The organism is Bacterioplanes sp. CLAM21, assembly GCF_059641015.1.
On sequence record NZ_CM184929.1, the window covers coordinates 499255 to 524234 of the forward strand.

Consider the following 24980-nt stretch of genomic DNA (forward strand, 5'->3'; position numbering starts at 1 on the left):
TCAGCTGGGCAGTTAGTCCAGCTGCGGTGCGGCGGCCAGAATGGCTTCTGATACGTCGTACTTTTTAAAGTTTTCAACGAACTGAGCCGCCAGGTTTTTGGCTGCTTCCGTCCAGGCCGCTTCGTCGCCCCAGGCCGCAATTGGGTTCAGCAGCTGGCTTTCAACACCGTCAATCGCTTTGGGCACATTGAGGCCAAATACCGGCAGGGTTTCGGTGTCGGCATCACGCAGAGCACCGCTCTGAATGGCACTGATCACGGCACGGGTCGTAGGGATCGAGAAACGCTCACCGCCAGCGCCATTAGCACCGCCGGTCCAGCCGGTGTTCACCAGATATACCTGGGAGTCAAACTCGGTAACGCGCTTCATCAGCAGCTCTGCGTATTCGCCGGCAGGGCGTGGGAAGAATGGCGCACCAAAGCAGGTAGAGAAGGTCGACTTCAGACCTTTAGAGCCACCCATTTCTGTTGAGCCAACCAGCGCGGTGTAGCCAGACAGGAAGTGGTAAGCCGCCTGCTCTTTGCTGAGGATAGACACAGGTGGCAGAACACCAGTCATATCACAGGTCAGGAAGATCACCGCTTTCGGCTCGCCACCTTTGTTTTCTGCGACACGTTTTTCAACGTGCTCCAGCGGGTAAGCACAGCGACCGTTTTCGGTCAGGCTGGTGTCGGCGTAGTCGGCGATACGAGTTTCTTCGTTGATCACCACGTTTTCAACAATGGCGCCAAACTTGATGGCGTCCCAAATGATGGGCTCGTTTTTCTTCGACAGATCGATGGTCTTGGCGTAGCAGCCACCTTCGATATTAAAGACGGTGCCCTTGCCCCAGCCGTGCTCGTCATCACCAATCAAATAGCGCTCAGGGTCAGCAGACAGGGTGGTTTTGCCGGTACCAGACAAGCCGAAGAACAGGCAGGTATCGCCTTCTTCACCGACGTTGGCCGAGCAGTGCATTGGCAATACGTCTTTTTCTGGCAGCAGGAAGTTCTGTACCGAGAACATGGCTTTTTTCATTTCACCGGCGTAACGCATACCTGCCAGCAGTACTTTGCGTTGAGCAAAGTTAATGATCACACAGCCATCTGAGTTGGTGCCGTCACGCTCTGGCACACACTCAAAGCCAGCAACGTTAAGAATTTGCCATTCTTCTTTGTCGGCGGTGTTGTAGCTGTCTGGGCGGATAAACAGGTTACGACCAAACAGGTTCTGCCAGGCAGTCTGGGTGGTCATTTTAACCGGCAAGTAGTGCTGCGGATCCGATCCTACGTGCACATGCGATACGAAACTGTCTTGTTGTGACAGAAACTCTTCCACTCGCTCCCACAGCGCGTCGAACTTGTCGGCGTCGAATGGACGATTGATATTGCCCCAGTCGATGGCGTCTTTGCTGCTGGGCTCTTCAACGATGAAACGGTCCATCGGCGAGCGACCAGTGCGCTGGCCAGTGGTGACAACCAGAGCGCCGGTGCTTTGCAGCTTGCCTTCGCCACGTTGCAGCGCCTGTTCAATCAGTTGAGGGGAAGATAAATCAGTGTAAACAGTGGTCATATCGGTGCCCGATGGGTCCTCGCTGTCGTCGTGCGGGGGAGAGCCGCCGCATCAGTCTGTGTTACCTACCGCCCAGAGGGTGCACGGGCGTTCGAGGCGCGCGATTATGCCAGAAAATGCCAACAAGGATAAGTGTTGGGCAAGTTCTGTCTTGTTAGGCCAGCGGTTTGTCCATATCGGCCGCTTGTGGCGGCCGTTCAAAAGAGATCTGCCAAGCTGTGTTAGGGGCTGTTAACACTATTTATCTCTTTGCGCCTTGGTTGAGGGATAAAACAGCGCGATCGAAATAGGCCTAGTGCTGCTGACGTTCAGGGAACAACTGTTCAACGTCGTGGCTTTCAAAGCGATATAGCTGCTGGCAAAACTCGCAGTTAATGGCAATGCTGCCTTGTTCACTGACAATGCTGTGCAGCTCGTCGTAGCCCAATTGATGCAGCGCGTTGGCGATACGTTCCTGGCTGCAGGTGCATAAAAATTTCAGTGCTGTGACTGGATACAAGCGCACCGACTCTTCGTGATAAAGACGATGCAACAGCTGTTCAAAGTCGAGCTGCAACAGCTCGTCGTCTTTGATGGTGCTAGCCAGGTGGGTCAGGCGATCCCAGGCATCTGGATCTTCATCGACGCTGGCAGGCATTTTTTGCAGCATAAAACCCGCGGCGCTGTCGCCATCACAACTGAGCCAGAAACGGCTGCCTAATTGCTCCGATTGCTCAAAGTAATCGGTCAGGGCCTGGGCAATATTGCCGGACGATATGGCGGTAATGCCCTGATAGCGTTGACCTTGCTCGGGTTCGACTGTGATCACCAGTTGGCCGTCGGCGAAATCTAACTCGTCATTGCTGAGTTGATCGTCGTAGCGGGCGATGGCACGTAACTCACCTTGCTCGCTGGTTTCGGCCTGCAGTAGTGATACGTTGCCAGTTAACCGAACCTGTAGCGTTAATCGACCAGCAAACTTCAAGGTGGCGCTCATTAATGCGGTGGCAGCCATCAGCTCCCCCACGGCGCGGGCGATGACGTCTGGGTATTGATGGCGCTTGAGGACTTCGCGATAGCTGTCGTTCAAGTGGGTGATTTCACCACGGATATTGGTGCCATCGAAGCTGAAGCGTTGAAGTTGGTCGGCAGTGTTCATGTTTGTGTTCCTGGTGTTAAGTCGAGGCTGGATATCTCCAGCGGTAGCGCAATGGTTGGCTTAGTAGTCTTGATTGCGCTCAAAGCGCTGCATATCGCGACGCTCTTTTTTGTTCGGCTTGTGGTCGGGTACTAGGTTGGCAGCGCGCATGATTTTGCGATTTTCACCGGCGTCCATACGCCGTTTAATGCTGGCGGGTGTTTCCGTGTACAGCAATTGTGCCTGTGGTGCGCCGCGACGTTGGTCGGAAATAGCCTGTACCACGATTTCTTTTTCATCAAAGCCCTGGCGAATGGTCAGAGTGGCGCCAAGCTCAACAATTTTGCTGACCTTGCTGCGCTGGCCGTCGTAGTGCACCTTGCCACCTTCGATGGCCGCTTTGGCTAGGGCGCGGGTTTTGAAAAAGCGTGCCGCCCACAACCACTTGTCCAGCCGCACCTTGTCGGAATTATCGCTCATAGTTACTCAATTACTGTGACTCTGACATGCATAGTGGGGGCGAATCAGTCCAGATCCAACTCATTGAAGTGGTCAATGCCAGGAAAGGGACTATCGCGATTGGGTGCCTGCTGGCTATCTGGATGGTAAATGGTGAGCAGGTAACGAATACCCCAGCGAGCGGCGGATTCTAACACGGCCTGGCTATCGTCGATGAGCAGCGTACGCTCACGGTCAAAGGGCTCTTCGCGCTGCAGATGCTGCCAGAACGCCTGGCTTTCTTTCGGTTCACGATAGTCGTGGGAACTGATAATGCGATCCACCAATTGATCGAGGCCAGTTTGCTGCATTTTTAGATCCAGGCCATCGCGGTGGGCGTTAGTGACAATGACCCGGCGTTTGCCCTGGTGCTGCAGTTGCTGCAAAAAATCCTGCACGTGTGGGCGAAAGCCAATCTTATGCTGCAGGTCGCGCTTCATGGCCATGATGTCGAGGCTGGTTAGCTCGGACCAATAATCCAGACAATACCAATTGAGGGTGCCACGCAGACTGGTAAAGCTTTTATTCAACTCGGCCATAGCCTGTTCATGGCTGAGATTGTGATGAGCAGCGTAAGCTTTGGGCAGGTGCTGCAGCCAAAAGTAGTTATCGAAATGCAAATCGAGCAAGGTGCCGTCCATATCCAGAAGCACGGTATCGATTTGTTGCCAATCTAGGGCCGTCATGGGGTTATACTCAAACGCATTTTCACCATTGTAAACGGGCCTGGTATGGATAAAAAACCTCAGATTCTCGCGCGTCACCGACTGGCTGAAACACGCTTATTTCGTATCGAATCCATGGATATACGTTTTAGCAATGGCGTTGAACGCACCTATGAGCGCTTGGTGCCGGGCGGGTCTGGAGCGGTGATGATGGTAGCCATGTTTGATGACGACCGTTTTGCCATGATTCGTGAATACGGTGGTGGCGTTGAAGATTACACCCTAACGTTGCCCAAAGGGGCCATCGACTTAGGTGAAAGCATGCGTGATGCCTGCCTGCGTGAGTTGCAGGAAGAAATTGGTTATGGCGCGCGCGAGTTTATCCACTTGAAAAAGGTCAGTCTGTCGCCCAGCTACATGAGCGGTGGCATCGATTTGGTGTTAGTGCGCGATTTGTATGAATCCAAACTCGAAGGCGATGAACCCGAGCCGCTGGAGCTGGTGGAATGGCGCATGAGCGAATTACCGCAATTATTTGCTCGCAGCGATTGCAACGAAGGACGGGTATTGGCAGCACTTGCCCTAGTGCAGCAACATCTGGCTGGCCACTACCCGGGTGACCCGCTTTAGGCCACCAAGCTCGGAGCGGCCTTGGCGATGGCATCGGCCAGCCGCTCTAGTTGAATGGGCTTAGCAACAAAACCGTTCATGCCGGCCGCCAGACAGCGCTCTTGGTCTTCCATCATGGCATTGGCGGTCAGCGCCAAAATGGGCACCTGGCTGCCAGGCATGCCCAGATCCCGAATCCGCTCTGTGGCTTCAATGCCATCCACCAACGGCATATTGATATCCATTAACACCAGGTCGTACTGCTGTTGTCGCACCATGGTAATGGCGACATCGCCATTTTCTGCCACCTCAGCGCTAAAGCCCAGTTTTTGCAAAATCTTGAGGGTGATTTTTTGATTCACCGGGTTGTCTTCCGCTAGCAATACCTGACCTTGAAAGCGCCGTGGTCGAGCAGGGCTCACTGTGGTGGTGTCGGGTAGCTGGCGAGCATCGCCGACGGTAAGCGGCAGGCTCAAGCAAAAGCGGCTGCCTTCGCCCGGTGTGGAGTCGACCACAATATCGCCCTGCATGGCCATCGCCAGACGACGGCTGATGGTAAGTCCTAAGCCGGTTCCGCCATAACGCCGGCTGGTGCTGCTGTCGGCCTGACGAAAGGCCGAAAAAATATGCTCTAACTTGTCGGCGGCAATACCGATGCCAGTGTCGGTCACTGCGATATCCACTTGGTAGCGCTGTTCAGACAGCTCCTGTGCCGATACGGCGATATGGATTTGTCCGCTATCGGTAAACTTGATGGCGTTACTGATCAGGTTGGTCAGCACCTGGCGTATACGTTGGCTGTCACCGCGCCAGCAGGTGGGCAATTCGGCTTGATAAACGCTGGTGAGTGACAGATTTTTCCGCCGGCTACTATCAGCAAACAATTGATACAGATCTTGTATCATGGCGTGTAAATCAAAATCTGTGTATTCGATGTCGAGGTTGCCAGATTCGATTTTGGACAGATCTAGAATGTCATTAATGATGGCAATCAGGGCGTGGGATGATTTGCTGATAATGTCCACATAACTGCTTTGTTCTTCGTTAAGGGGTGATTCCTGCAATAGTTCGGCTGCCCCCAATACACCATTCATCGGCGTGCGTATTTCATGGCTCATATTGGCCAGAAAGATGGTTTTACTGCGATTGGCTGCTTCTGCTTTGGCCAGGGCTTCACGGATTTTTTCATTGGCATCGGCCAGTGCCTGCTGTTGAGCGCGGCTGGCGGTGATATCAACCCCGGCCAGTAAAAAATCGTCCCGCTCTCGGTCATCGCCCTCCACCCGAGTAATGCGCCAGCTAATCAAGTAGGTTTTACCGCTGGCGGCAATTAAGGGGTATTCAAGGTCATCGTTATTGGGCTCGCCCATCACCAGTTGCTGCCATTGACGCCGCATGCGTTCAGCATGACTGCGTGGCAGCAGTGAAAATATGGTGCGCCCTAATACTTGCTCGTCTGGAAGCTGCAGCAGATGACGCATCTGATCATTAATTCTGAGCACACCGGCTTGGCTGTCACACACCACCAGCAGGGTCTGCATAGCGTCGAAATAGGTATTGAGGCGCTGCTGCTCCATTAATAATTGACGCTCAGTGCGCGAGCGTTTGCTGATGTCATCGCCATTCACCAGTAAATAACGGCGGCCATTATGAATAACGGTACGGGCTTGCAGTGACCAGTCGCTGGTTTGATGTTGCTCGTCTTGCAACTGGCATTCAAAGTTGACCGGTTGCTGGCTGTCGATGGCCTGTTCCAGGCAGTGGATTACCCGTTGACGGCAGTCGGCGGTGAGAAAAGGGTCGAATAGTTGCCCTTCTGACGGCGAAAAATAACTACGAAAACGCGGATTTGAGTCGAGGATATAACGACTTTCGCTGAGCTGCAGGGCAATGCCCGACATATGCTCCCAGCCCATGCTGTGCTGTAAGCGGTTCTGCTGCAGGCGCAGTGTTAATGGCAATACCAGACGACGGAAAATGGCAAACAGCAGTAACAGCAGGCCGATACAGGAGGCCAGCACCGAAATCCCCATGGTGATCAGGCCTGTGTATAAATCGGCCATGGGTCGGTAGACAACCACGGCAGCGTTGGGCGGAATCGGGGTTTGCTGAAGTAAATACAGCTGTCCCTGCAGCCAGTGATAGTGTTGTTTGCTTTGGCCGTTTTTTAGTACTTGCCGAGCCGCCTCTAAAGTGAGTTCGCGACTGTTGCTAGCGACAATGCGCTCGGCATTGGTTTGCCTTTCTACCAGCTGTACTAAATAGCCCTGATTGGTCAGTGCTTGCATCAAGGTGGCGGGTGGTGATTGCTGGCGTTTGGCGTAATTGCCCAGCTCAGCCGACCATAATTGCATGCTCTGGTATTCCTGATTGATTTGCTGATTAAGCATCAGGGCGACAATCAGCAAAGCGATGCCGGTCGCGCTGATCAGTGCCAGTAGCCATAACTGAGTGAGCCGGTTGTTCATGGCAGCCTCTGGAGCTGACGGTTCGGCATAGTGGTGAAGGCAGGCATTGGCGCTGACGAGTCCTTTGTAGCGGGCGTGCTATTACCTTAGTGCTGTTTGATTAAATCAGCCATGGCAGCAGTAGCGGTAGAAATATCGCGTGTAAGGTAGCGGTCAGTGTCATGGCCAGGGCAGCATAAGCTGCTTGTTGTTGCCCTAACTCCATCGCCCGACTGGTGCCAATGGCATGGGCGCAGACGCCTAAGGTGAGCCCCATGGTGGCGGCGTCATCGCGCTTTATCCAACGCAGTATGGCCGGCGCCATTAACGCACCAAAGATGCCCGTCACAATCACGAAGGCTGAAGCCAGGGCCGCCAGGCCGCCGCTTTGCTCACTGATGGCCACGGCCACGGGCGTGGTAATTGATTTGGTGGCAATGGTGCGGCTAATCGAGTCGATGCCAATCCACCAATCCGCTAGCAGCACGGCTACGCCGATCGTGGTGGCACTGCCAGCGCTGATGGCCAGCAAAATACGTGGCCACTGGCGTCGCATGGTGTGCACGTACTGATAAAACGGCACTGCCAGCATGACGATCACAGGGCCCAGCATAATATGTAGCAATTCACCGCCTTGCATATACACCGCGTAAGACGTGTCGGTGAGCAGTAGCAAGGTCACTAACAGTGTCACGGCCGATAATATTGGTGGCAGTAGCGGGCTATGGCCGCTCAATCGGTAGATGTACTGACCAATGAGAAAGACTGCTACGGTGGCCGTGGTCCAGAACAGTGGCAGCTGCAGCAGTTCAGTCATGGCCATTGCCTTTTTTCATTAGCCAGCCGCATACCAGAATGCCGGGAATCAGGCTGATAAATAAAATGATCGCGAGCTGCAAACCGTGTTCGCTGATGACTTGGGCCTGGGTAACGATGCCAGCGCTGACGGGAATCAAAAACAGTGGCAGCAGTGGAGACAGTTGTGTGACCGTGTGTTGCAAGGGCAATGGCACTTTGCCAAGCAGAAGAAGCACAACGAAAAGAATTAACATGCCGAAAATAGCGGCTGGAATAGGCAAGGGGGATGCTGAATGCAATCCATGTCCAGCGATTAAGCAAGCCAGCAGAATCAGCAATCCAAGCATGATCTACTCCGGCAAAGGATGGTGCGGAAGGAGAGACTCGAACTCTCACGCCGTGAAGCACTGGAACCTAAATCCAGCGTGTCTACCAATTCCACCACTTCCGCAGGTAGGTCGCGCATACTACTGCCAGTCGCTGCTAGGTTCAAGTAGTTACTGTTATTAATCTGCCTCGGTTTTGCAGCGACTGCAAATGTAAGGCTGTGATGTCGCAAAAACAGCGAGCGCAATGGCGAGGTAGATCTCGCAGCAGTGATTTGCCAGGTTTCACTTGTGTGGTGCTGGTGTATGGTTAGCTTTTTTGTATTGCATGGAGAAGCCTAGATGTCTTCGGATGAATCGCGTTTTGCCAATCACCTGATACTCTCAGCTGCCGCTGCGGTGGTGGTGATTGCTGGCATTAAAAGCGCGGCGTCAATGCTGGTGCCCTTCCTGCTGGCGGTGTTTATTGCCGTCATGAGTGCCCCCTTGATGGCTTGGTTAACGCGCCGCCGGGTTCCGAGTGTACTGGCCGTGCTGTTGTTGGTGGGGTTGTTTGTGATTGTAGGGATGGGACTAGCGACCTTTATCGGCGGCACAGTGAATGCGTTTTATCAAGACATGCCGGTGTATGAGCAAAAGCTCAATGCGCTATTGCAGCAAGGTATCGCGGGTTTGCGCAGCCTAGGTATCGAGGTCGCCAATGATCTGGTGAAAGAGTACGTCAATCCTGGCGTGGTGATGAAAACCGTGGCGTCGGTGTTTAATGGCCTCGGCGGCGTGCTCACCAACACCTTTTTGATCCTCTTTACCGTGGTGTTTATCTTGCTGGAAGCATCCGGCTTCCCCGATAAAGTCAAACGCGCATTTGGTGAGCAGACCCTAGCGTTTGAACATTTCGCCCGGTTTAGCCAATCGGTGCAACAGTATTTGGCGATTAAAACCCTGGTGAGTTTTGGTACCGGGTTAAGCATTGGCATAGCGCTGTCGTTACTGGGAGTCGACTATGCCCCGCTGTGGGGGCTGGTCGCTTTCCTGTTGAACTATATCCCTAACATTGGCTCCATTATCGCGGCCGTACCGGCGGTGCTGATTGCCCTGATTCAGCTCGGCTTTGGCTCGGCGCTGGTCACTGCTGCCATCTTTGTTGCGGCCAACACCTTGTTTGGAAACGTGGTTGAGCCACGATTGATGGGTCGTACGCTGGGCTTGTCGACACTGGTGGTGTTTTTATCCTTGGTGTTCTGGGGCTGGGTGTTAGGGCCCGTGGGCATGTTGTTATCGATTCCATTGACCATGGTGGTCAAGATTGCTCTCGAAACGCGCCCACAGACCCGTTGGTTGGCAACCTTGCTCGATCATTGAGGTAAGGAAGGGTAAAAACACTGGGCACTGGCTTGGGGAACTTTAAACTGCGAAGTCACATGTATGGCTAAAAAACACACAATGAATCGAATTTTGCTGATTGATGACGACTTTGAACTGGGCGAGCTGTTGCAAGAGTATCTTGCTATGGAAGGCTTTGAGCTGAGTGCTCGTCATGACGGTGAAGCCGGTTTGCAGGCGGCACTGTCGGGCGAATATGACCTGGTATTATTGGACGTCATGTTACCGAAAATGAACGGCTTTGAAGTGCTAAAAGCACTGCGTGTGCAGTCGTCATTGCCTGTCATCATGCTGACAGCTCGCGGTGAAAGTGTCGATCGTGTGTTAGGTTTGGAGCATGGTGCCGATGATTATATCGCCAAGCCATACCATCATCATGAGTTGGTGGCGCGCATCAAGGCGCTGTTTCGTCGCATTGATTTCAGTGCAGAAGACAGCCAACAGCATAACCCTTACCAAGTGGGTGAGCTGTTGCTGGACCCTTCCACCCGTGAAGTGACATTGGCGGGTGAGCGGATATCGCTGACGGGGGCTGAGTTTGGTGTGTTGCAGTGTCTGATGGAAAACACTGGCGAACTGGTTGATAAAGATACTTTGTCGTTGGCTGCTCTGGGCCGGCCCTTGATGGCTTACGACCGTTCGATCGATATGCATGTCAGTAACTTGCGTAAAAAGCTCGGCAAACGTGAAGACGATACCGACTGGATTAAAACCGTGCGTAGTCGCGGTTATATGCTGATTCAGGTATAGCCGTGCGCGCTACCCGCTGGTACCGCTCGCTGTTCTTTAAGGTTTTTTTCTGGTTCTGGTCAGTCATCTTTCTGGCCATGCTGGCGGCGGTTGTCACCAGCGACTGGATTGGCGACGATTATTTTCGCCAGGCCACGCCGCGCGAGCAGATGCATCTGATACGCCTGTTAGAGCGCAAACCCCCTATTATCGCTGAAGACAGAAAACTGTTGCGTAAGCTGCATCCAGGCTGGAACCTGGTGGCGGTGGCCAGTGATCGTGTGCGTCAGCTTCCGCACGATGTTGAAGAATTTGTCGATGCCGCCGATGAGTCGGGCCGAATTCTGTGGGGGCAAAACGATGGCTGGCTGATGATTGGCCCGGTTGCACGTGGTGACTACCTCTATATCGCCATCACCCGACAGCAGTGGGGCAGCTTTCTCGAAGACGAGCACCGCTGGTTGGTGCCGGTGGCCGTGGTGGCTGTCGTGACCTTGTTATGTTTTGCCCTGGTTTGGAGTCTGACTCGGCCTATTCAGCGTTTGCAACGCACTGCACGCCAGCTCGGGCAGGGCAACTTTGATGTATCCGACTTGCGGGCTGATGAACTGCGTCAGGATGAAATTGGCGCGCTGTCGGGCGAAGTTATCGACATGGCCGACTCGTTGCAGCGTTTATTGCAGAGCCATCAGCAACTGCTGCGCGATGTCTCCCATGAGCTGCGCTCGCCTCTGACCCGCTTGCAAATTGCCCTCGGCATTGCCCGTAAAAAAGATCAGCAGCAGCTACTGGCAACTGAGCATGATCGTATCGAGCGGGCGGTGGCACAGGTCGATGGGTTGGTTGGGCAGATTCTCGATCTGGCGCGCTTACAGCAGCAAGACAGTCGAGCCTTATTGTTGGAGGAGGACGATGTCGAAGGTCGCCTTGATGATTGGCTGAGTGATGCCGCTATTGAAATTGAAGACAAACAATTACGCCTACAACGCCAGAAAAATGCGGTACTCTTAAGCAGCGAATGGGACTGGGTGTTGATCGAGCGCGCGTTTGACAACATTCTGCGCAATGCCATTCGCTTTGCTCCTGAGGGCAGTGAACTTGAAGTCACGCTTCAGGGCGATGGAGAGTGGGTCGATCTCGTCGTGGCTGATCAGGGCCCAGGTGTTCCTGAACACGAACTGCAGCGTATTTTTGACCCTTTCACCCAAGTTGACAGTGCACGCGACCATGCCAGCGGGGGTTACGGCATAGGCTTGGCGCTGGTCAAACGGATTGTTGAACTACACGACGGAATGATTCGGGCTGAGAACCGATCACCCGGGCTTCAGATCACAATACGGTTACCGCGTAAGATAAAACACTGATCAAAGCATAGAGATCACCCGGTTTTAGTGGAAAAGACAGTATCTTTTTGTTATCAAGTAACCCCCCTTACGCCTCTGTGTATTGGACTAAAGTTGCACAGCCGGCTTTATTACAACGCGACAAGACTGGACGAGTACTATGTCAGAAGATTTGAAGCAAGCGGCCCTTGAATACCACGCTAACCCCAAGCCGGGAAAAATTAGCATCGAGCTGAGCACCCCAGCAGAAACCTCTCGTGACCTGTCCCTGGCGTATAGCCCAGGTGTGGCAGAGCCCGTAAAGGCCATCGCTGAAGATCCAGAGAACGCATATAAGTACACCGCTAAAGGCAACCTGGTTGCCGTGATTACCGATGGTTCAGCCATTTTAGGTTTGGGCAATCTCGGACCACTGGCATCTAAGCCGGTAATGGAAGGTAAAAGCCTGCTGTTTAAGCGCTTTGCTGGCGTTGACTCCATCGATGTGGAAGTCGAAGCTGAAAGCCCTCAGGCTTTTATCGATACCGTACGCCGTATCGCCAACACCTATGGCGGCATTAACCTGGAAGACATCAAAGCCCCTGAGTGTTTTGAAATTGAGCGCACGCTGATCGAGCAGTGTGATATTCCAGTCTTCCACGACGATCAACATGGCACCGCCATTGTGACTGTGGCTGGCGTTCTGAACGCATTAGAAATTCAGGGCAAGAAAATTGAAGACGCCAAAATGGCGGTTTTAGGCGCCGGTGCTGCGGCCATTTCTTGCTCCAAACTGCTGATTCTGGCGGGCATGAATCCACAAAACATCTTTATGTGTGATCGTAAAGGTGTGATTCATTCTGGCCGTGATGACCTGAACCAGTACAAGCAAGCATTTGCGGTTGATACCGATAAGCGCAGCGTTGATGACGCACTGGCTGGTGCCGATATCTTCCTTGGTTTATCTGGCCCTAACATGGTGACGGGTGAGCAAATCGCTACTATGGCAGACAATGCCATTGTGTTTGCATGTGCCAACCCTGTGCCTGAAATCATGCCGGATCTGGTCCGTGAGGTGCGCCCAGATGCCATTATGGCCACTGGCCGTTCGGATTTCCCGAACCAGGTTAATAACGTGTTGGGCTTCCCATTTATCTTCCGTGGTGCACTAGATGTACGTGCGGCTCGCATCAACGAAGAAATGAAGCTGGCTGCGGCTAAGGCTCTGGCCGACCTGGCGAAAGAACCAGTGACACAAGAAGTACTGACTGCCTATGGTTTGGATGCTCTGTCCTTTGGTCGTGATTACATCATTCCTAAAGCGACGGATTCGCGTCTGTTGGGTAAGGTATCTTATGCGGTTGCTAAAGCGGCAATAGATACTGGCGTGGCAAAATTGCCGATGCCAGCCAATTACCCGCTGCAGTCAATATCTGATATCTAATAAAAAAAACCGCCTTCGGGCGGTTTTTTTTATCCCAAAATAATATGCGGTAAAAACCGACTCAAATCCTGGGTGATGGCACTGGCGTCTTCACGAATAGATATGCCCGCTGCTTGGTCATTAATCAACCAGCTGCCAATCAAGGTGTGCTGATTACCAAAACGCGGCAACATATGCGCTTGCTGGTAAATAAAACCTTCTTCACCGTAGGGTCCATCAGAGCTGAGTGGCTTTGTTGTGCCATTAAGGAAGCTGATATTGGCGCCTTCACGGGAATAAATTGGCTTTTTGACCAGCGGCATATTGCCTGCTAGCTGTTGTACCTCGTCTTCAAAAAAGGCGGGCAACAAGTTGGGGTGATTAGGGAACCGTCGCCACAACATGGGCAGTAGCGCTTTATTGGACAGCACAGATTTCCATGCTGGTTCAACAAAGCGTACACCGGCAGTCGGAATCAGCTCAGCATAATCTTCCTGCGCCATAAATTCCCATGGATATAATTTAAACCACCACTCGATGATATGATCATCTAGGTCGGTCAGATGACCAGCCGCGTCACGACCAATATCCTCGATATAAACGAAGCGGGTTTCTACTCCCGCGGCGGCGGCGCAGTCTTGCAAGTATTGCACTGTACCGCGATCTTCTTCGGTGTCTTTGCAGCAACTGACATGCAAAATGGGTGAGGCGTCTTCACTTAGTTGGCGTGCCAACAATTGCTGAAAGCGGTTGATCAGTTTGTCTTGCAGACTATTAAACTGATCCGCTTGACGGGGTAATAAACCAGCATCAGCTTGATCTTCCAGCCATAGCCATTGCCAAAAACCGGTTTCATATAAACTGGTGGGGGTATCGGCATTATTTTCATACAACTTGGCAGGTGACTGGCCGTCGTAGGCAAAATCGAGGCGAGAATAGAGGCTAGGTTCCCGTTGCAACCAGCTAGCGCGAACCACTTCCCACTGGTGCTCAGGGATAGCAAAGCGTTTGAGCAGTTGCTCGTCGTGCACCACTTGCTCAACAATATCCAGGCACATGGCATGGATTTCTTCGCTCGGTGCTTCGAGGTCGTTTTCTATTTGCCGTAGCGAAAATTGGTAGTAGGCACTTTCATCCCAGTACGGCTCACCGTGCATGGTATGAAAGTGAAATCCAAACTCATGAGCTCGCTGGCGCCAGTTCGGACGCTCGGCAATAGTGCGGCGAAACATCAGCCGCCCCAACTACGTGAAGAAGAACCACCGCCCCAGCTTGATTTGGCCGATGCGGTTGAACCAAAGCCACCACGGCTGATGGTTTTAGTGCCTTTGGGATGAACTTTACTGACGGTGGGTTTAGGCGCATTAGCCTTTTTAGATACGCTATATGAACTGTAACCGCCACTGCCGTAGCTCAGTCCACTGCCATCGGCTAATACGGGTTCACGATATTTATTGCGGTATACCGGGCTGTAATAGCGTGAGCTATAGGCGTCACCAATTTCATCGATAATTTCTGCCACCAAGAATCCGGCCATGACGGGCATAAAATAGCCCTGATCTGCTTGCACACAGTTATGAAAACCAAAGTTGTCTTCACAGTCGCGTTCTGCCTGAAACTTCGGTGCAGTACGTTGTGCTTCTCGCAGCGCTTGCTGATAGGCAAATTCACACTGGGCTTCGGACAAATTGGTTTTGCTTTTACAATCGTCGATCGAACTGACCATGATAACCGGCTCTTTTGACGAGCAGGCTGTCATGCTAAGGCTGACGCCGACCACCGCTGCCACTGGCGCTATGCGTCGAATAGACGGATTCTTACGCATGCGTTCAAGTTGGATATTGCGAGTTCTCTTATTGGCCATAATGGATCTCTCCCACTTAGTAGCTCATGGAAGCGGCGTTGATCAGGCCGACAGCAATGGATACCGACATTAACACCACAGCTGCGCTGATCTCGTTATTTTGTATGCGGGCAACGATTTTGGGCATAAACAAAAAACGCACAACGGCAAAGGCCAGTAATTGGGCCAATAATGAGATGGCTGCCCAGATAACAAAGTCAATCAGGTCAACCGAATTGCTAATGGCACCAGAAAGGGCAATAGCAAAACCAACAATAGCGCCGCCAAAAGCAATGGCTGCGGCGGTATTGGTTTCTTCTTTAATGAGCTTCCATTCATTGTGTGGCGTGATGGCGGCGTAGATCACTTTAAATATGATCAACAAGGAAGTCGCGATTGCAAAATACAAGGCAAAATTGCCAATGGCTGACAGCAGCATAGTGTGATTCCTTTAAATAATTTAGATCTTAGCCATGAACCGTGAGTTGGCTGGGGGTTAAGGTAATGCCGGTGCTGATGACCAAGCAGCGAGAAAAATGACCATTACTCTGCTGTTGTTCTTCTGCTGACAAGAACAGAGATTCTGTCGTGCTTTGGTCATTGAGCAGACGTTCGTACAACATAGTGAATACATCAGTTTGACTGCGATCACCATTTTTGTCCCAGGTGACTTCCGTCATCGCAACGGGATTATGGTAGTCGCCAGCACTGCTCCATACGCGTTGAAACATGTGCTCATTTAACGCGTAGCTAGGGTTGCCCATTTCTTCAGCCAGCAATGTGTTCCAGTGGTTTTGATTGCTGACATCAAGGGTGTCGTAATAATGAAACAGCTTCACATCAACGATATGCTGTTCCTCTTTGCCGCCTTGTGTCACCACCTGCAACCACGCATCATCGTCGGTGTAAAAGCGATATAAAAAGGTATCGTCCAGTTCGACCAGCCCTACTGAATGAATAAATTGGGTCGGATTAATGCTGGTGATCGTAAGCTCATCGGCCAGTAGCTTGATCAGTAATGCATCGACTTCAAAGCTGTAGCCTGGACGTAAACCGAGTATTTCCGGAATAGGTTCTTTGTGATCGTCTTTTTTAAACCAGCTGAACATTAAACTCTCCAGATGTTGTGCTGTCCGTGGCAATGCGATGTGCTGCAATGTAATACAGGCGATCGCCTGGCTGAATGTGAGTATTTAAGTCAGGATTCAGACTAATAGTGGGCTGATTTTTCCCTGCAACGCCAATCAATGTTGCCTGAAGTTGCTGCTTGAAATGATTGAATAATGGTGAAAATGTGGTTGCTTCGCCACGGTACTCAATACAGTATTGAGTCATTCCATCGGTACCGTCTAATAGCTGTTTATGAACTTGGCTCGAACCTGGATCAAGAGTTGAGCGGGCTAGCATCTCGACCGCAACTGACGGCACGACTTCGACTCTGGGGCAATGAACCTTTAATAAATCGGCCAACGATTCCTGATGGAAATAAGCCGTTTTATGGGCCTCAGGGTTAATATCAGCGCAAAATAAGGCGGTAGTCAGGGTAACGTCATCGAGGTCAGTATCGATGATAATTCGATGGGCACTATCAATGGCCGAGCGCTGCATGTCTTCGCGGTTGGTAAATGAAGACACTCGTACAAAGTCGATTTTGCCTGGCATGGGATTTTCTATATCTGCGCAAGTGCAGAGCACGATGGGTTCACGCTGGTTATTTTGCCGTGCTAATAATAACTCCAGTAGACGCAGTGTGCGGGCACCATTCCAGCCAATAATTACGGTGTGCGCGTGGTGCTGTAACATAAGTAGTCCTTTACGACCTTTAAATATTTGTTGATGAACCAGCATGCCAAAGCGGGTGACAGCAACAGCAAATAAGCTTAAACCGAGAGGGATAATCCATAATGCGGTAAATAATCGACCACTGCTGTTGAGTGGTGAAAAGTCGCCGTAGCCGACGGTGGAAGCTGTTACCAAAATCCAATAGAAAAAGACGTCTGGTGCGAGTAATACGTCCTCATGGCTAACATATAACCCCAGCCAGCTAGTGACTAGATAGAGAACTACGGCTGTGATTATTGTCCAACCGCTCATGCGGTAAAAAATTTGCGCTGCCAGTTGTCGCAGCTTGAAGTAGAGAGGCATGTGTCATCCCTGAGACCACTGAATTCAGAGACCCACCCGATGAACAGGTCACCGGGTGGAAAGGCGGGCGATGATATTATTTATTGCCGCGAGATGCCATCAGTTGTGCCAGCTTATCTTTACCAGAAGCGCCAGCGCCCGAGATCACACCGGCAGAACGCAGCTTGGCATCCAGATCGTCGCCATTTTCTGCATTGGCCATTTCCTCGGCTGCTTCCAACTCCGCAGCACGCTGAGTTTGTTTGTTCTTAATGCGCTCGAGGCTGTCTAGCGCGGTTTTTACTTTGTTATTAGCTCCCATATGACGGCTGGATACCGCCACTTGAGCTTTTTGTACAGACTCCGTCGCTTTAATTTGATCAATCTGCTGTTCCATACGGCGGACATTGGCTTTAGCCTTCGCCATATTGGCTTTAAGAGTGTCTTCTGATTGCTTAAAGCTGTTCAGAATCTCTTGCTCTTGAGCCAGCATTGATTCCAGTTCGCTAACTTTTTCGGCACACTCTAATGCCAGTGCTTCGTTGCTTTGTTCCATCGCCGCGACGGCATGATTCGAATACTTTTCAATATCCGCATTCAAAGCCTGTGCCTTGTTTTCAGCCAGCTTACGCTTAGCCATAATTTTGGTCAGGCTTTGATCGCCAGCTTGAAGCTCTTGTTTGGCTTCTCGAATTTCCTGATCCAAGATGCGCAGTGACTGCGAATCGGCGATGGCATCCGTGGTTTCGTTAAAGCCGCCTTTAATGGCGGTCCAAATTTTTGACAAACTCATGGTCACACCTCGCTAGTCAAATGATCGGCATACAATTCAAGGAATTCGCCGACGTTTATAAATAGGGTTTCAATTTCTTCCAGTAATACGCTGTCTTTGCTCTGGGTCGAAAGGGAACCAAAAGCGACATAATATTCGGCGCCGTCTACCACCTTGATGCCGATGGTGGTCAGTGGCTGCAGCTGATGAGTTCTTAATATCAGCTGGTTTAATGCGCCTTCGTCGCGCACGCTGCTGAGAGGGAACAGCAGCGATTCAACAATGATTTGTTGTCCACCGGCATACAGGAAGGCATCCAGACCTTCGTCATTGCTGATGCTGAGGCAGTCCTGTTCCAGCTCGATAGACCAGCTATCGTGACCTTCCACCAGGGTTTTGACGTCGTTTAGCTGCCAAGCCATATAAGCTTCCTTGGTATCGTTCGTGACTAATAAGTCACAATTTAAACTTATTTGTTTCATTGTCAATCATTGTTTTATATATTGGTGTCACAATCAGTCAGTTCACACCGTGACTGTAGCGAGGGGAGGGGCGATGAGGCCTGAGCAAAGTGCACATAACAAACGCAATCTTGCGTTGTATCGGACAGCCATTAGCCGCTTTATTCGCTCGGCGATGATACTGAACAATACTCGCTATGAGGATTTGGCGGCTGAGCTTGAGCTGCGAGGTATCGTTTTGACCAGTGACAACTTGCGCAGCAAGGTCAGTAAGGGGGCATTTGCTGCCGATCTGTTTCTAGTCATCATCGATATTTTGGGTGTCAGTGACGATGCTCTTATACAAATTCAGAAGCTACAGCGAAATCAGAATCAGCAAGAGATGCCCTAGGATTTTGATCACGTGGTTATGAGATGAAAACCCCCTCAATCAAGGCGCGAAAATGGATGTTTAACGAGTGAAATGAAGGATGAGCAACACGGATTGAGTGGTTTTCAGCCATAACCCAAGGGGCAGGAGTCCGTTTTTCCCTGAGTCGCGTTATTCGTTGCTTATTTAACCCGTTAAACCATGCTCCTCATGCCTTACTCAAGACAAAGCTGACTTACAGCAGCAAAGAGTCAAATGCCCCAGCTATCAAGCAGCTGAATAGCTCATTCTCGCAGCAAATATTCATTCATCAGTCGCTCGTAGCGAGCACGGATCTGCTGGTATTCACCACTGTCGACAACGCTTTGCAGTCCGTTATCAAATTGATCGCGCAGTTGTTGGTTATGAAAGCCGGCATAGTACTGGCTGGCAGGGAAAATAGCGTAGTAGTGCGGTTGTTTACGGTACTTGGGATTGGACGGATCTTGCTGGCGCAGTTGGCTAAAAAAATAGCGAAAGATACTGCGCTCCATCACCAGTACCTGGTTTTGGCCCAGTAACAGCGATCGCACTTGCTCCATTTGCTTAGGGTATTCGTGATACGCCGGGCTTAGCTGGACGGTGCTGGCATAAGGGGCAGGTAGTAGCTGGCTAGCGGGGCTAAAGGCGCCGAGACGATAATGTTGCAGGTCCTCAACAGCATTAATCGGTAAAGCGTTCAGGCTAATGGCGACATTTTGCAAAGTCATCACTGGCAGCCGACTGATAAAGACATTTTGACTGGCCTGGGTGGCGATCAGGATGGCATCGACCCCGCGACTATGGAAAGCACGTAGATTTTCAATATTACTGCCGAATACCAGCTCAAGTTCTAACTGCTGGCTTGTTAGCGCCGCTTTGACCCGTTCCAGTGCAATGCCTTTGCTGGAGTTGGGGATGGCGTAGGGTGGCATGGAATTGCCTGCTGCAAAGCGGATGGTTTCGGCCATGACGGAGGTCGACAGTAGTGCTAGCAGCAGGGCGCGAAACAGCATAGGAGCATCCTGTATCCAAACATGAAGGCACAAAAAAGCCGGGACAAGCCCGGCTCTTAGATTAGCAGATGCGTTTGCATCAACCTTTTTTGGCGCGCTTACGCTCATGTTCCTTGAGGAACTTCTTGCGCAGGCGAATGCTGGTCGGTGTGACTTCTACTAGCTCATCGTCTTCGATGAAATCCAGTGCTTGTTCCAGCGTATGACGCACGAATGGGGTCAGGGTCAGTGCTTCATCGGTACCGGATGCACGCACGTTGGTGAGCTGCTTGGCCTTGGTTGGGTTAACCACCAGGTCATTATCACGGCTGTGCAGACCCACAATCATACCTTCGTAGACTTCGGTCTGCGGGCCAATAAACAAACGTCCGCGATCCTGCAGGGTGAACAGCGCGTAAGCCAGCGCTTTACCGGCCACCATAGACACCAACACACCGTTGTGACGGGTGGCACCCAACGAGGTTTGGATCGGACCGTAGTGGTCAAAGACGTTGGTCAAGATGCCAGAACCTGAGGTCAGCGTCAGGAACAAACCGCGGAAGCCAATCAAACCACGTGCCGGAGCGATGAACTCCAGACGCACACGGCCTTTGCCGTCTGGCACCATGTTGGTCATTTCCGCACGACGGTTGCCCATCTCCTCCATAATGGAGCCTTGGTGCTGCTCTTCGATATCGATTACGACCTGCTCGTAGGGTTCTTGCAGTTCGCCGTCGATTTCTTTTTGCACCACTTCTGGCTTACCAATCGCCATTTCGAAACCTTCGCGACGCATGGTTTCGATCAGAACCGACAAGTGCAGCTCGCCACGGCCAGATACTTTGAACTTCTCTGGGCTATCACCTGGCTCAACACGCAGGGCAACGTTATGGATCAGTTCTTGATCCAAACGGTCTTTAATATTGCGCGAAGTAACGTACTTGCCTTCTTTACCTGCAAACGGAGAGTCATTCACCTGGAAGGTCATGCTCACTGTTGGCTCATCAACGCTTAGCGGCGGCAGTGCTTCAACATTACCGACGGCACACAGGGTATCGGAGATGTTCAGACCATCGATACCTGAGATACAGACGATATCACCGGCTGCTGCCTCTTCTACATCGACGCGGTTAAGGCCATGGAAGCCTTTAACCTGCTGAATACGGCCTTTACGTACCTTGCCTTCGATGTCGATCAGCTGTACGTCGGTACCTGGCTTCAGTTTGCCGCGGGTAATACGGCCAACACCGATAACGCCAACAAAACTGTCGTAGTCGAGTGCTGATACCTGCATTTGGAACGGGCCATCCAGCTCAACCTTAGGCGCTTGCACATGGTCGACCACCATTTGGAACAGTGGCGTCATGTCATCGGCCATGTTGTCAGGGTCGTCACCAGCAATACCGTTCAGGGCAGAGGCGTAGATCACTGGGAAGTCGAGCTGTTCTTCGGTCGCGCCAAGGCGGTCAAACAGATCAAAGATTTCGTCCATGACCCAATCAGGGCGGGCGCCTGGACGGTCGATTTTGTTGATTACAACGATGGGGCGCAGGCCGCGTTCGAATGCCTTTTGGGTCACGAAACGGGTTTGTGGCATGGGGCCATCAACGGCATCCACCAACAAACACACAGAGTCGACCATCGACATAACACGTTCAACTTCACCACCAAAGTCGGCGTGCCCAGGGGTGTCGACGATGTTGATGCGGTAGTCATTCCATTTAATGGCGGTGTTTTTCGCCAAGATGGTAATGCCGCGTTCTTTTTCCTGGTCATTGGAATCCATGACCCGCTCGCCACCCTGGTTACGTTCCAGCGTACCGGACTGCTCCAGCAGCTTGTCGACCAGTGTGGTTTTACCATGGTCAACGTGCGCGATGATGGCGATGTTTCTGAGATTGTCGATCACAACATGAGCCTTGATTAAAGTTTGAACAAAAATGAGGCGCGATTATACATGAAGCCTTGGAAAATGCGGCATGGCTTTTACACGGCAGGCTATTTAACCCGAGTATTGTGACTGTTTGTCGATTTCGCGCCGCTAGAGGCGCTTATTGAGCTAGCTCAAGGGGCTGATGATGGTGCCTAGATACGCACTTAAAAGCGGTTCCCGCCGGCTAGGTGTGAACCTATACTGTGCATTCTCGCAGGGAGCGATCGACATCAAAGTCATTTATGCACGGTTGTGGTGCATTGAATGTTTGAAATGTCGGTTTGTGGTGCATCTTTGATGCCCTTGGAATCAGACGGCCCCGATTTTGTGCGGCTTGGCTGACTCAGTAGTATGGCATACAACTTGCTCCAACGACTTGCAATATCAACGGGGATGCGTCCCTTGTTCACTTTTGAACCAGCATCTGGAGAAGAAACATGTCAGAGAACACTCTGAATCTGATCAAAGAAAATGATGTGAAGTGGGTCGATCTGCGCTTCACCGATTCCAAAGGTAAGGAACAGCACGTGACTATCCCTGCACGTGAGGTGAATGAAGATTTCTTCGAGACTGGCCAGATGTTTGATGGCTCTTCTATTGCTGGCTGGAAGGGCATTAATGAATCTGACATGATCCTGCTGCCTGACGACAGCACCCCATTTATGGATCCGTTCACAGAAGATCCAACTCTGGTACTGCGCTGCGACATTATTGAGCCTTCTACCATGCAAGGCTATGAGCGTGACCCTCGTTCTGTGGCTAAGCGCGCAGAAGAGTACCTGAAGTCAACTGGTTTGGGTGACACGGCTTTCTTTGGCCCTGAGCCAGAATTCTTTATCTTTGATGATGTGCGCTGGGGCCAAAACATGGCCGGTGCTTTCTACAAAATCAACTCAGATGAAGGTGCGTGGAACACAGAAACTGTGATGGAAGGCGGCAACCTGGGTCACCGTCCACGTGTTAAAGGCGGTTACTTTCCAGTTCCTCCAGTCGACAGCTCACACGACATTCGTGCGGCTATGTGTAACCTGATGGAAGCCATTGGCCTAGACGTTGAAGTACATCACCACGAAGTGGCAACGGCGAACCAGAATGAAATCGGTGTGAAGTTCAACACCCTGGTGAAGAAGGCCGACGAAGTGCAAATGCTGAAGTACGTTGTTCACAACGTCGCTGCAGCATACGGCAAAACGGCGACCTTTATGCCTAAGCCTGTAGTGGGTGATAACGGCTCTGGCATGCACGTGCACCAGTCGTTCTGGAAAGATGGCGAAAACCAATTTGCTGGTGATAGCTATGCTGGCCTGAGCGAAACGGCGCTGTACTACATTGGCGGTATCATCAAGCACGCCAAAGCGTTGAACGCGTTCACCAACCCGTCGACCAACTCTTATAAGCGTCTGATTCCAGGCTTTGAAGCCCCTGTGATGCTGGCTTACTCGGCCCGTAACCGCAGTGCATCCATTCGTATTCCTTACGTGGCGTCACCTAAAGGCAAGCGTATTGAAGCACGTTTCCCTGACCCCACTGCCAACCCCTACCTGGCTTTTGCAGCCATGTTGATGGCGGGTATTGATGGCGTTAAAAACAAAATCCATCCTGGCGATGCGGCTGATAAAGACCTGTACGACCTGCCGGCAGAAGAAGCAGCGGCGATCCCTCAGGTGGCTGGCAGCCTGCGTGAAGCATTGGATGCTCTGCGTGAGGATATGTCCTTCCTGACCGAAGGCGGTGTGTTCTCAGAAGACATGATCAATGCTTACATCGATCTGAAGATGGAAGACGTGTATCGAGTTGAGCACACAACGCACCCAGCTGAGTTTGATATGTACTACTCGGTATAATATCTGCTCGTTAAAAAGGCCGCGTAAGCGGCCTTTTTTATTTCCGCGCTTTACCACCACAGCCTCGTGCTCAAGATTCCCCATCTATCTATATAGTGCAGATCATTCTTCTGACGTGATTTAAATGCGACAGCAGCTGCTCTGCGTACCTTTCAGCGATACACTGGCGGCCATTACAGATGCTGGGCAGTCATTTAGTCAGAATCGACAGTATGATCGATAACGGCTGGCCCATATCTGGCTGATGACTATCTTGATACAAGCTTTAGCGGCGAAGGAGCATGGCGTTGCAATGGGATAAAACCGAACTGCTGGCAGCTACCCCTGCACTGGACTGGCAGGCCTTATCAGCAGCGAAAACGGAGCAGTGGCAAGCTTACTGCCAGCATTATCGGTTGGAATTTGAGCAGGCCTTGCAGCACAGCGCTGGTGTGGCTGAGCTAGGTGGCTTTGATATTGTGGTGCAGCATTGGACGGTGGCGAAACCCAAAGGTGTCGCCTTATTGGTGCACGGTTATTACGATCATGTCGGTTTGTATCGCTCCTTGATCGAGTTTTGCTTGCAGCAACAATTAGACGTGGTGTGCTTTGACTTACCTGGCCATGGCCTGTCGAGTGGTGAAATGGCCACCATTGATGACTTTCGCCAGTACGATGACGTCTTCAGTGAAATGCTGACCTTGGTACAGCAATTACAACAGCCTATTTACGTGTTTGGGCAAAGTACTGGTGGCGCCATTATTCTGCACTATTTATTAACTCGTGGTATTCGCCAGGTCGACAGCCCATTTCAGCAAGTGTATTTATTGGCGCCCCTGGTACGCCCAACTGGTTGGCGTACAGGGCGTTGGCTGCATACGTTATTGCATCGCTTTATCAAACAGTTGAAGCGGGAATTTAAACCTAATTCTGCTGATTCTGAGTTTTTACGCTTTATCGCTGAGCTCGATCCTTTGCAGCCCAAATTCCTCAGCGTGCGTTGGGTCGGGGCGTTAAAGCGCTGGATTCCTATGATTGAATCACAGCCGGCAACCGATGTGGCGGTACATATTGTGCAAGGCGATTGTGATCGTACTGTTGATTGGCGACATAACTTGCCGCTGTTAAAGCTGAAGTTTCCTCGCCAGCAACTGCTGATGTTACCCGGCGGTCAGCATCACTTAGTAAACGAGTCAGAGTTTAACCAGCAAAAAATGTATCAGCAGATGTCGCTGTGGCTGCAATCCGGACAGGATAATCACACTGCAAATTAGATCTGGCAGACATCGAATGTCGTATCATTAAAGCTACCTGAACCATGTTACAGGAGCCTAGTTATGGACGAACGGCTAGATCGTAACAAGCGCCTGGTACGGCAGTTTATTGAACTGAGCTGGAATCAGGGCCGCCATAACTTGGCCAGTTCGCTGGTCTCTGCTCAGTTCACTTACCAGGCCAGCATGATTGAAGCTCCCATGGGTCTGAAGGCCATGGGCGAGATGATTGAATCCATTCGTGATGTTATGGATGATTTTTCTATCTCAATCGACGACCTGATTGCCGAGGGTAATCAGGTGGTGAGCCAATCAACTTTCACTGGCTGTTTGCGGCGACGTTTTATGGGCTTTGAACCAACCGACCGTATCGTCGCCTTGAATGCCGTGACCTTCTGGCATGTGCGCCGGGGGGTATTGCAATCAGCGCATTCGCTTCTCGATACAGCCGATTTGCTGCATCAGGCAGCCAAAATAAAACAAGTCAGTAACTTGTAAC

Annotated in this window: 25 protein-coding genes and 1 tRNA gene; 9 read left to right on the top strand and 17 right to left on the bottom strand. The window is 51.5% G+C overall.

The window, feature by feature from the left end:
* Positions 1–12 precede the first annotated feature (12 nt).
* The 4 genes from AC55FS_RS02365 to yrfG all read right to left on the bottom strand — a co-directional run bounded on the left by AC55FS_RS02365 (position 13) and on the right by yrfG (position 3852).
* Complete coding sequence (locus AC55FS_RS02365; RefSeq protein WP_496934463.1) at positions 13–1551, bottom strand: phosphoenolpyruvate carboxykinase; 1539 nt, start codon at positions 1549–1551, stop codon at positions 13–15.
* 292 nt (positions 1552–1843) lie between these two features.
* Positions 1844–2689, bottom strand: a complete 846-nt coding sequence (hslO, locus tag AC55FS_RS02370; RefSeq protein WP_496934464.1) for an Hsp33 family molecular chaperone HslO — start codon at positions 2687–2689, stop codon at positions 1844–1846.
* 60 nt (positions 2690–2749) lie between these two features.
* On the bottom strand, positions 2750–3148 hold the full coding sequence (hslR, locus tag AC55FS_RS02375; protein ID WP_496934465.1) for a ribosome-associated heat shock protein Hsp15: 399 nt from the start codon (positions 3146–3148) through the stop codon (positions 2750–2752).
* 44 nt (positions 3149–3192) lie between these two features.
* Positions 3193–3852 (bottom strand): GMP/IMP nucleotidase, encoded by a 660-nt coding sequence (gene yrfG / locus AC55FS_RS02380; protein ID WP_496934466.1) that lies wholly within the window; start codon positions 3850–3852, stop codon positions 3193–3195.
* 45 nt (positions 3853–3897) lie between these two features.
* On the opposite strand from yrfG, the gene nudE reads away from it, so the two are divergent.
* Positions 3898–4461: an ADP compounds hydrolase NudE gene (nudE, locus tag AC55FS_RS02385; RefSeq protein ID WP_496934467.1), complete on the top strand. Its 564-nt coding sequence runs from the start codon at positions 3898–3900 to the stop codon at positions 4459–4461.
* Here the strand turns inward: nudE and AC55FS_RS02390 are convergent.
* The 4 genes from AC55FS_RS02390 to AC55FS_RS02405 form a co-directional block, all read right to left on the bottom strand.
* The gene (locus tag AC55FS_RS02390) at positions 4458–6908 is read right to left on the bottom strand and encodes a PAS domain-containing hybrid sensor histidine kinase/response regulator (protein ID WP_496934468.1); all 2451 of its coding nucleotides are present in this window, start codon (positions 6906–6908) and stop codon (positions 4458–4460) included. The genes nudE and AC55FS_RS02390 overlap by 4 nt on opposite strands.
* Before the next feature lie 100 nt (positions 6909–7008).
* The gene (locus tag AC55FS_RS02395; protein WP_496934469.1) at positions 7009–7704 is read right to left on the bottom strand and encodes an LrgB family protein; all 696 of its coding nucleotides are present in this window, start codon (positions 7702–7704) and stop codon (positions 7009–7011) included.
* The gene (locus tag AC55FS_RS02400; RefSeq protein ID WP_496934470.1) at positions 7697–8032 is read right to left on the bottom strand and encodes a CidA/LrgA family protein; all 336 of its coding nucleotides are present in this window, start codon (positions 8030–8032) and stop codon (positions 7697–7699) included. Before AC55FS_RS02400 ends, AC55FS_RS02395 begins: the two co-directional genes overlap by 8 nt.
* Before the next feature lie 19 nt (positions 8033–8051).
* Positions 8052–8136: transfer RNA gene (locus tag AC55FS_RS02405), tRNA-Leu, on the bottom strand.
* A 217-nt stretch (positions 8137–8353) separates the two neighbouring features.
* Between AC55FS_RS02405 and AC55FS_RS02410 the strand changes: the two genes are divergently transcribed.
* The 4 genes from AC55FS_RS02410 to AC55FS_RS02425 all read left to right on the top strand — a co-directional run bounded on the left by AC55FS_RS02410 (position 8354) and on the right by AC55FS_RS02425 (position 12889).
* Positions 8354–9373 carry an AI-2E family transporter gene (locus tag AC55FS_RS02410; RefSeq protein ID WP_496934471.1) on the top strand — a complete coding sequence of 340 codons (1020 nt, stop codon included), beginning with the start codon at positions 8354–8356 and terminating at the stop codon, positions 9371–9373.
* Positions 9374–9436: 63 nt separating this feature from the next.
* On the top strand, positions 9437–10144 hold the full coding sequence (locus AC55FS_RS02415; protein WP_496934472.1) for a response regulator: 708 nt from the start codon (positions 9437–9439) through the stop codon (positions 10142–10144).
* A 2-nt stretch (positions 10145–10146) separates the two neighbouring features.
* Positions 10147–11487, top strand: coding sequence for a HAMP domain-containing sensor histidine kinase (locus AC55FS_RS02420; protein WP_496934473.1), 1341 nt, complete (start codon positions 10147–10149; stop codon positions 11485–11487).
* Positions 11488–11626: 139 nt separating this feature from the next.
* Positions 11627–12889: a malic enzyme-like NAD(P)-binding protein gene (locus AC55FS_RS02425; protein ID WP_496934474.1), complete on the top strand. Its 1263-nt coding sequence runs from the start codon at positions 11627–11629 to the stop codon at positions 12887–12889.
* A 29-nt stretch (positions 12890–12918) separates the two neighbouring features.
* Here the strand turns inward: AC55FS_RS02425 and AC55FS_RS02430 are convergent, their stop codons facing one another.
* The 7 genes from AC55FS_RS02430 to AC55FS_RS02460 all read right to left on the bottom strand — a co-directional run bounded on the left by AC55FS_RS02430 (position 12919) and on the right by AC55FS_RS02460 (position 18029).
* Positions 12919–14100 (bottom strand): glutathionylspermidine synthase family protein, encoded by a 1182-nt coding sequence (locus AC55FS_RS02430; RefSeq protein WP_496934475.1) that lies wholly within the window; start codon positions 14098–14100, stop codon positions 12919–12921.
* Complete coding sequence (locus AC55FS_RS02435; RefSeq protein WP_496934476.1) at positions 14100–14732, bottom strand: DUF1190 domain-containing protein; 633 nt, start codon at positions 14730–14732, stop codon at positions 14100–14102. Before AC55FS_RS02435 ends, AC55FS_RS02430 begins: the two co-directional genes overlap by 1 nt.
* Positions 14733–14748: 16 nt before the next feature.
* Positions 14749–15150 (bottom strand): DUF350 domain-containing protein, encoded by a 402-nt coding sequence (locus AC55FS_RS02440; protein ID WP_496934477.1) that lies wholly within the window; start codon positions 15148–15150, stop codon positions 14749–14751.
* Between the two features lie 28 nt (positions 15151–15178).
* On the bottom strand, positions 15179–15820 hold the full coding sequence (locus AC55FS_RS02445; protein ID WP_496934478.1) for a YjfK family protein: 642 nt from the start codon (positions 15818–15820) through the stop codon (positions 15179–15181).
* Positions 15804–16856 carry a potassium channel family protein gene (locus AC55FS_RS02450; RefSeq protein WP_496934479.1) on the bottom strand — a complete coding sequence of 351 codons (1053 nt, stop codon included), beginning with the start codon at positions 16854–16856 and terminating at the stop codon, positions 15804–15806. The genes AC55FS_RS02445 and AC55FS_RS02450 overlap by 17 nt, the downstream gene beginning before the upstream one ends.
* 76 nt (positions 16857–16932) lie before the next feature.
* Positions 16933–17628 carry a PspA/IM30 family protein gene (locus AC55FS_RS02455; RefSeq protein WP_496934480.1) on the bottom strand — a complete coding sequence of 232 codons (696 nt, stop codon included), beginning with the start codon at positions 17626–17628 and terminating at the stop codon, positions 16933–16935.
* A 2-nt stretch (positions 17629–17630) separates the two neighbouring features.
* Complete coding sequence (locus AC55FS_RS02460) at positions 17631–18029, bottom strand: DUF2170 family protein (RefSeq protein WP_496934481.1); 399 nt, start codon at positions 18027–18029, stop codon at positions 17631–17633.
* Between the two features lie 133 nt (positions 18030–18162).
* On the opposite strand from AC55FS_RS02460, the gene AC55FS_RS02465 reads away from it, so the two are divergent.
* Complete coding sequence (locus tag AC55FS_RS02465; RefSeq protein ID WP_496934482.1) at positions 18163–18459, top strand: DUF6471 domain-containing protein; 297 nt, start codon at positions 18163–18165, stop codon at positions 18457–18459.
* 263 nt (positions 18460–18722) lie between these two features.
* On the opposite strand, the gene AC55FS_RS02470 is transcribed toward AC55FS_RS02465, so the two are convergent.
* Positions 18723–19472: a substrate-binding periplasmic protein gene (locus AC55FS_RS02470; RefSeq protein ID WP_496934483.1), complete on the bottom strand. Its 750-nt coding sequence runs from the start codon at positions 19470–19472 to the stop codon at positions 18723–18725.
* 79 nt (positions 19473–19551) lie between these two features.
* Positions 19552–21360, bottom strand: coding sequence for a translational GTPase TypA (gene typA, locus AC55FS_RS02475; protein WP_496934484.1), 1809 nt, complete (start codon positions 21358–21360; stop codon positions 19552–19554).
* Between the two features lie 461 nt (positions 21361–21821).
* Between typA and glnA the strand changes: the two genes are divergently transcribed.
* The 3 genes from glnA to AC55FS_RS02490 all read left to right on the top strand — a co-directional run bounded on the left by glnA (position 21822) and on the right by AC55FS_RS02490 (position 24979).
* Entirely contained in the window at positions 21822–23228 is a 1407-nt protein-coding gene (glnA, locus tag AC55FS_RS02480; protein ID WP_496934486.1) for a glutamate--ammonia ligase, read from the top strand.
* Positions 23229–23509: 281 nt separating this feature from the next.
* Positions 23510–24481 (top strand): alpha/beta hydrolase, encoded by a 972-nt coding sequence (locus AC55FS_RS02485; protein WP_496934487.1) that lies wholly within the window; start codon positions 23510–23512, stop codon positions 24479–24481.
* A gap of 63 nt (positions 24482–24544) precedes the next feature.
* Positions 24545–24979 (top strand): ester cyclase, encoded by a 435-nt coding sequence (locus tag AC55FS_RS02490; RefSeq protein WP_496934488.1) that lies wholly within the window; start codon positions 24545–24547, stop codon positions 24977–24979.
* Position 24980: the final 1 nt, after the last annotated feature.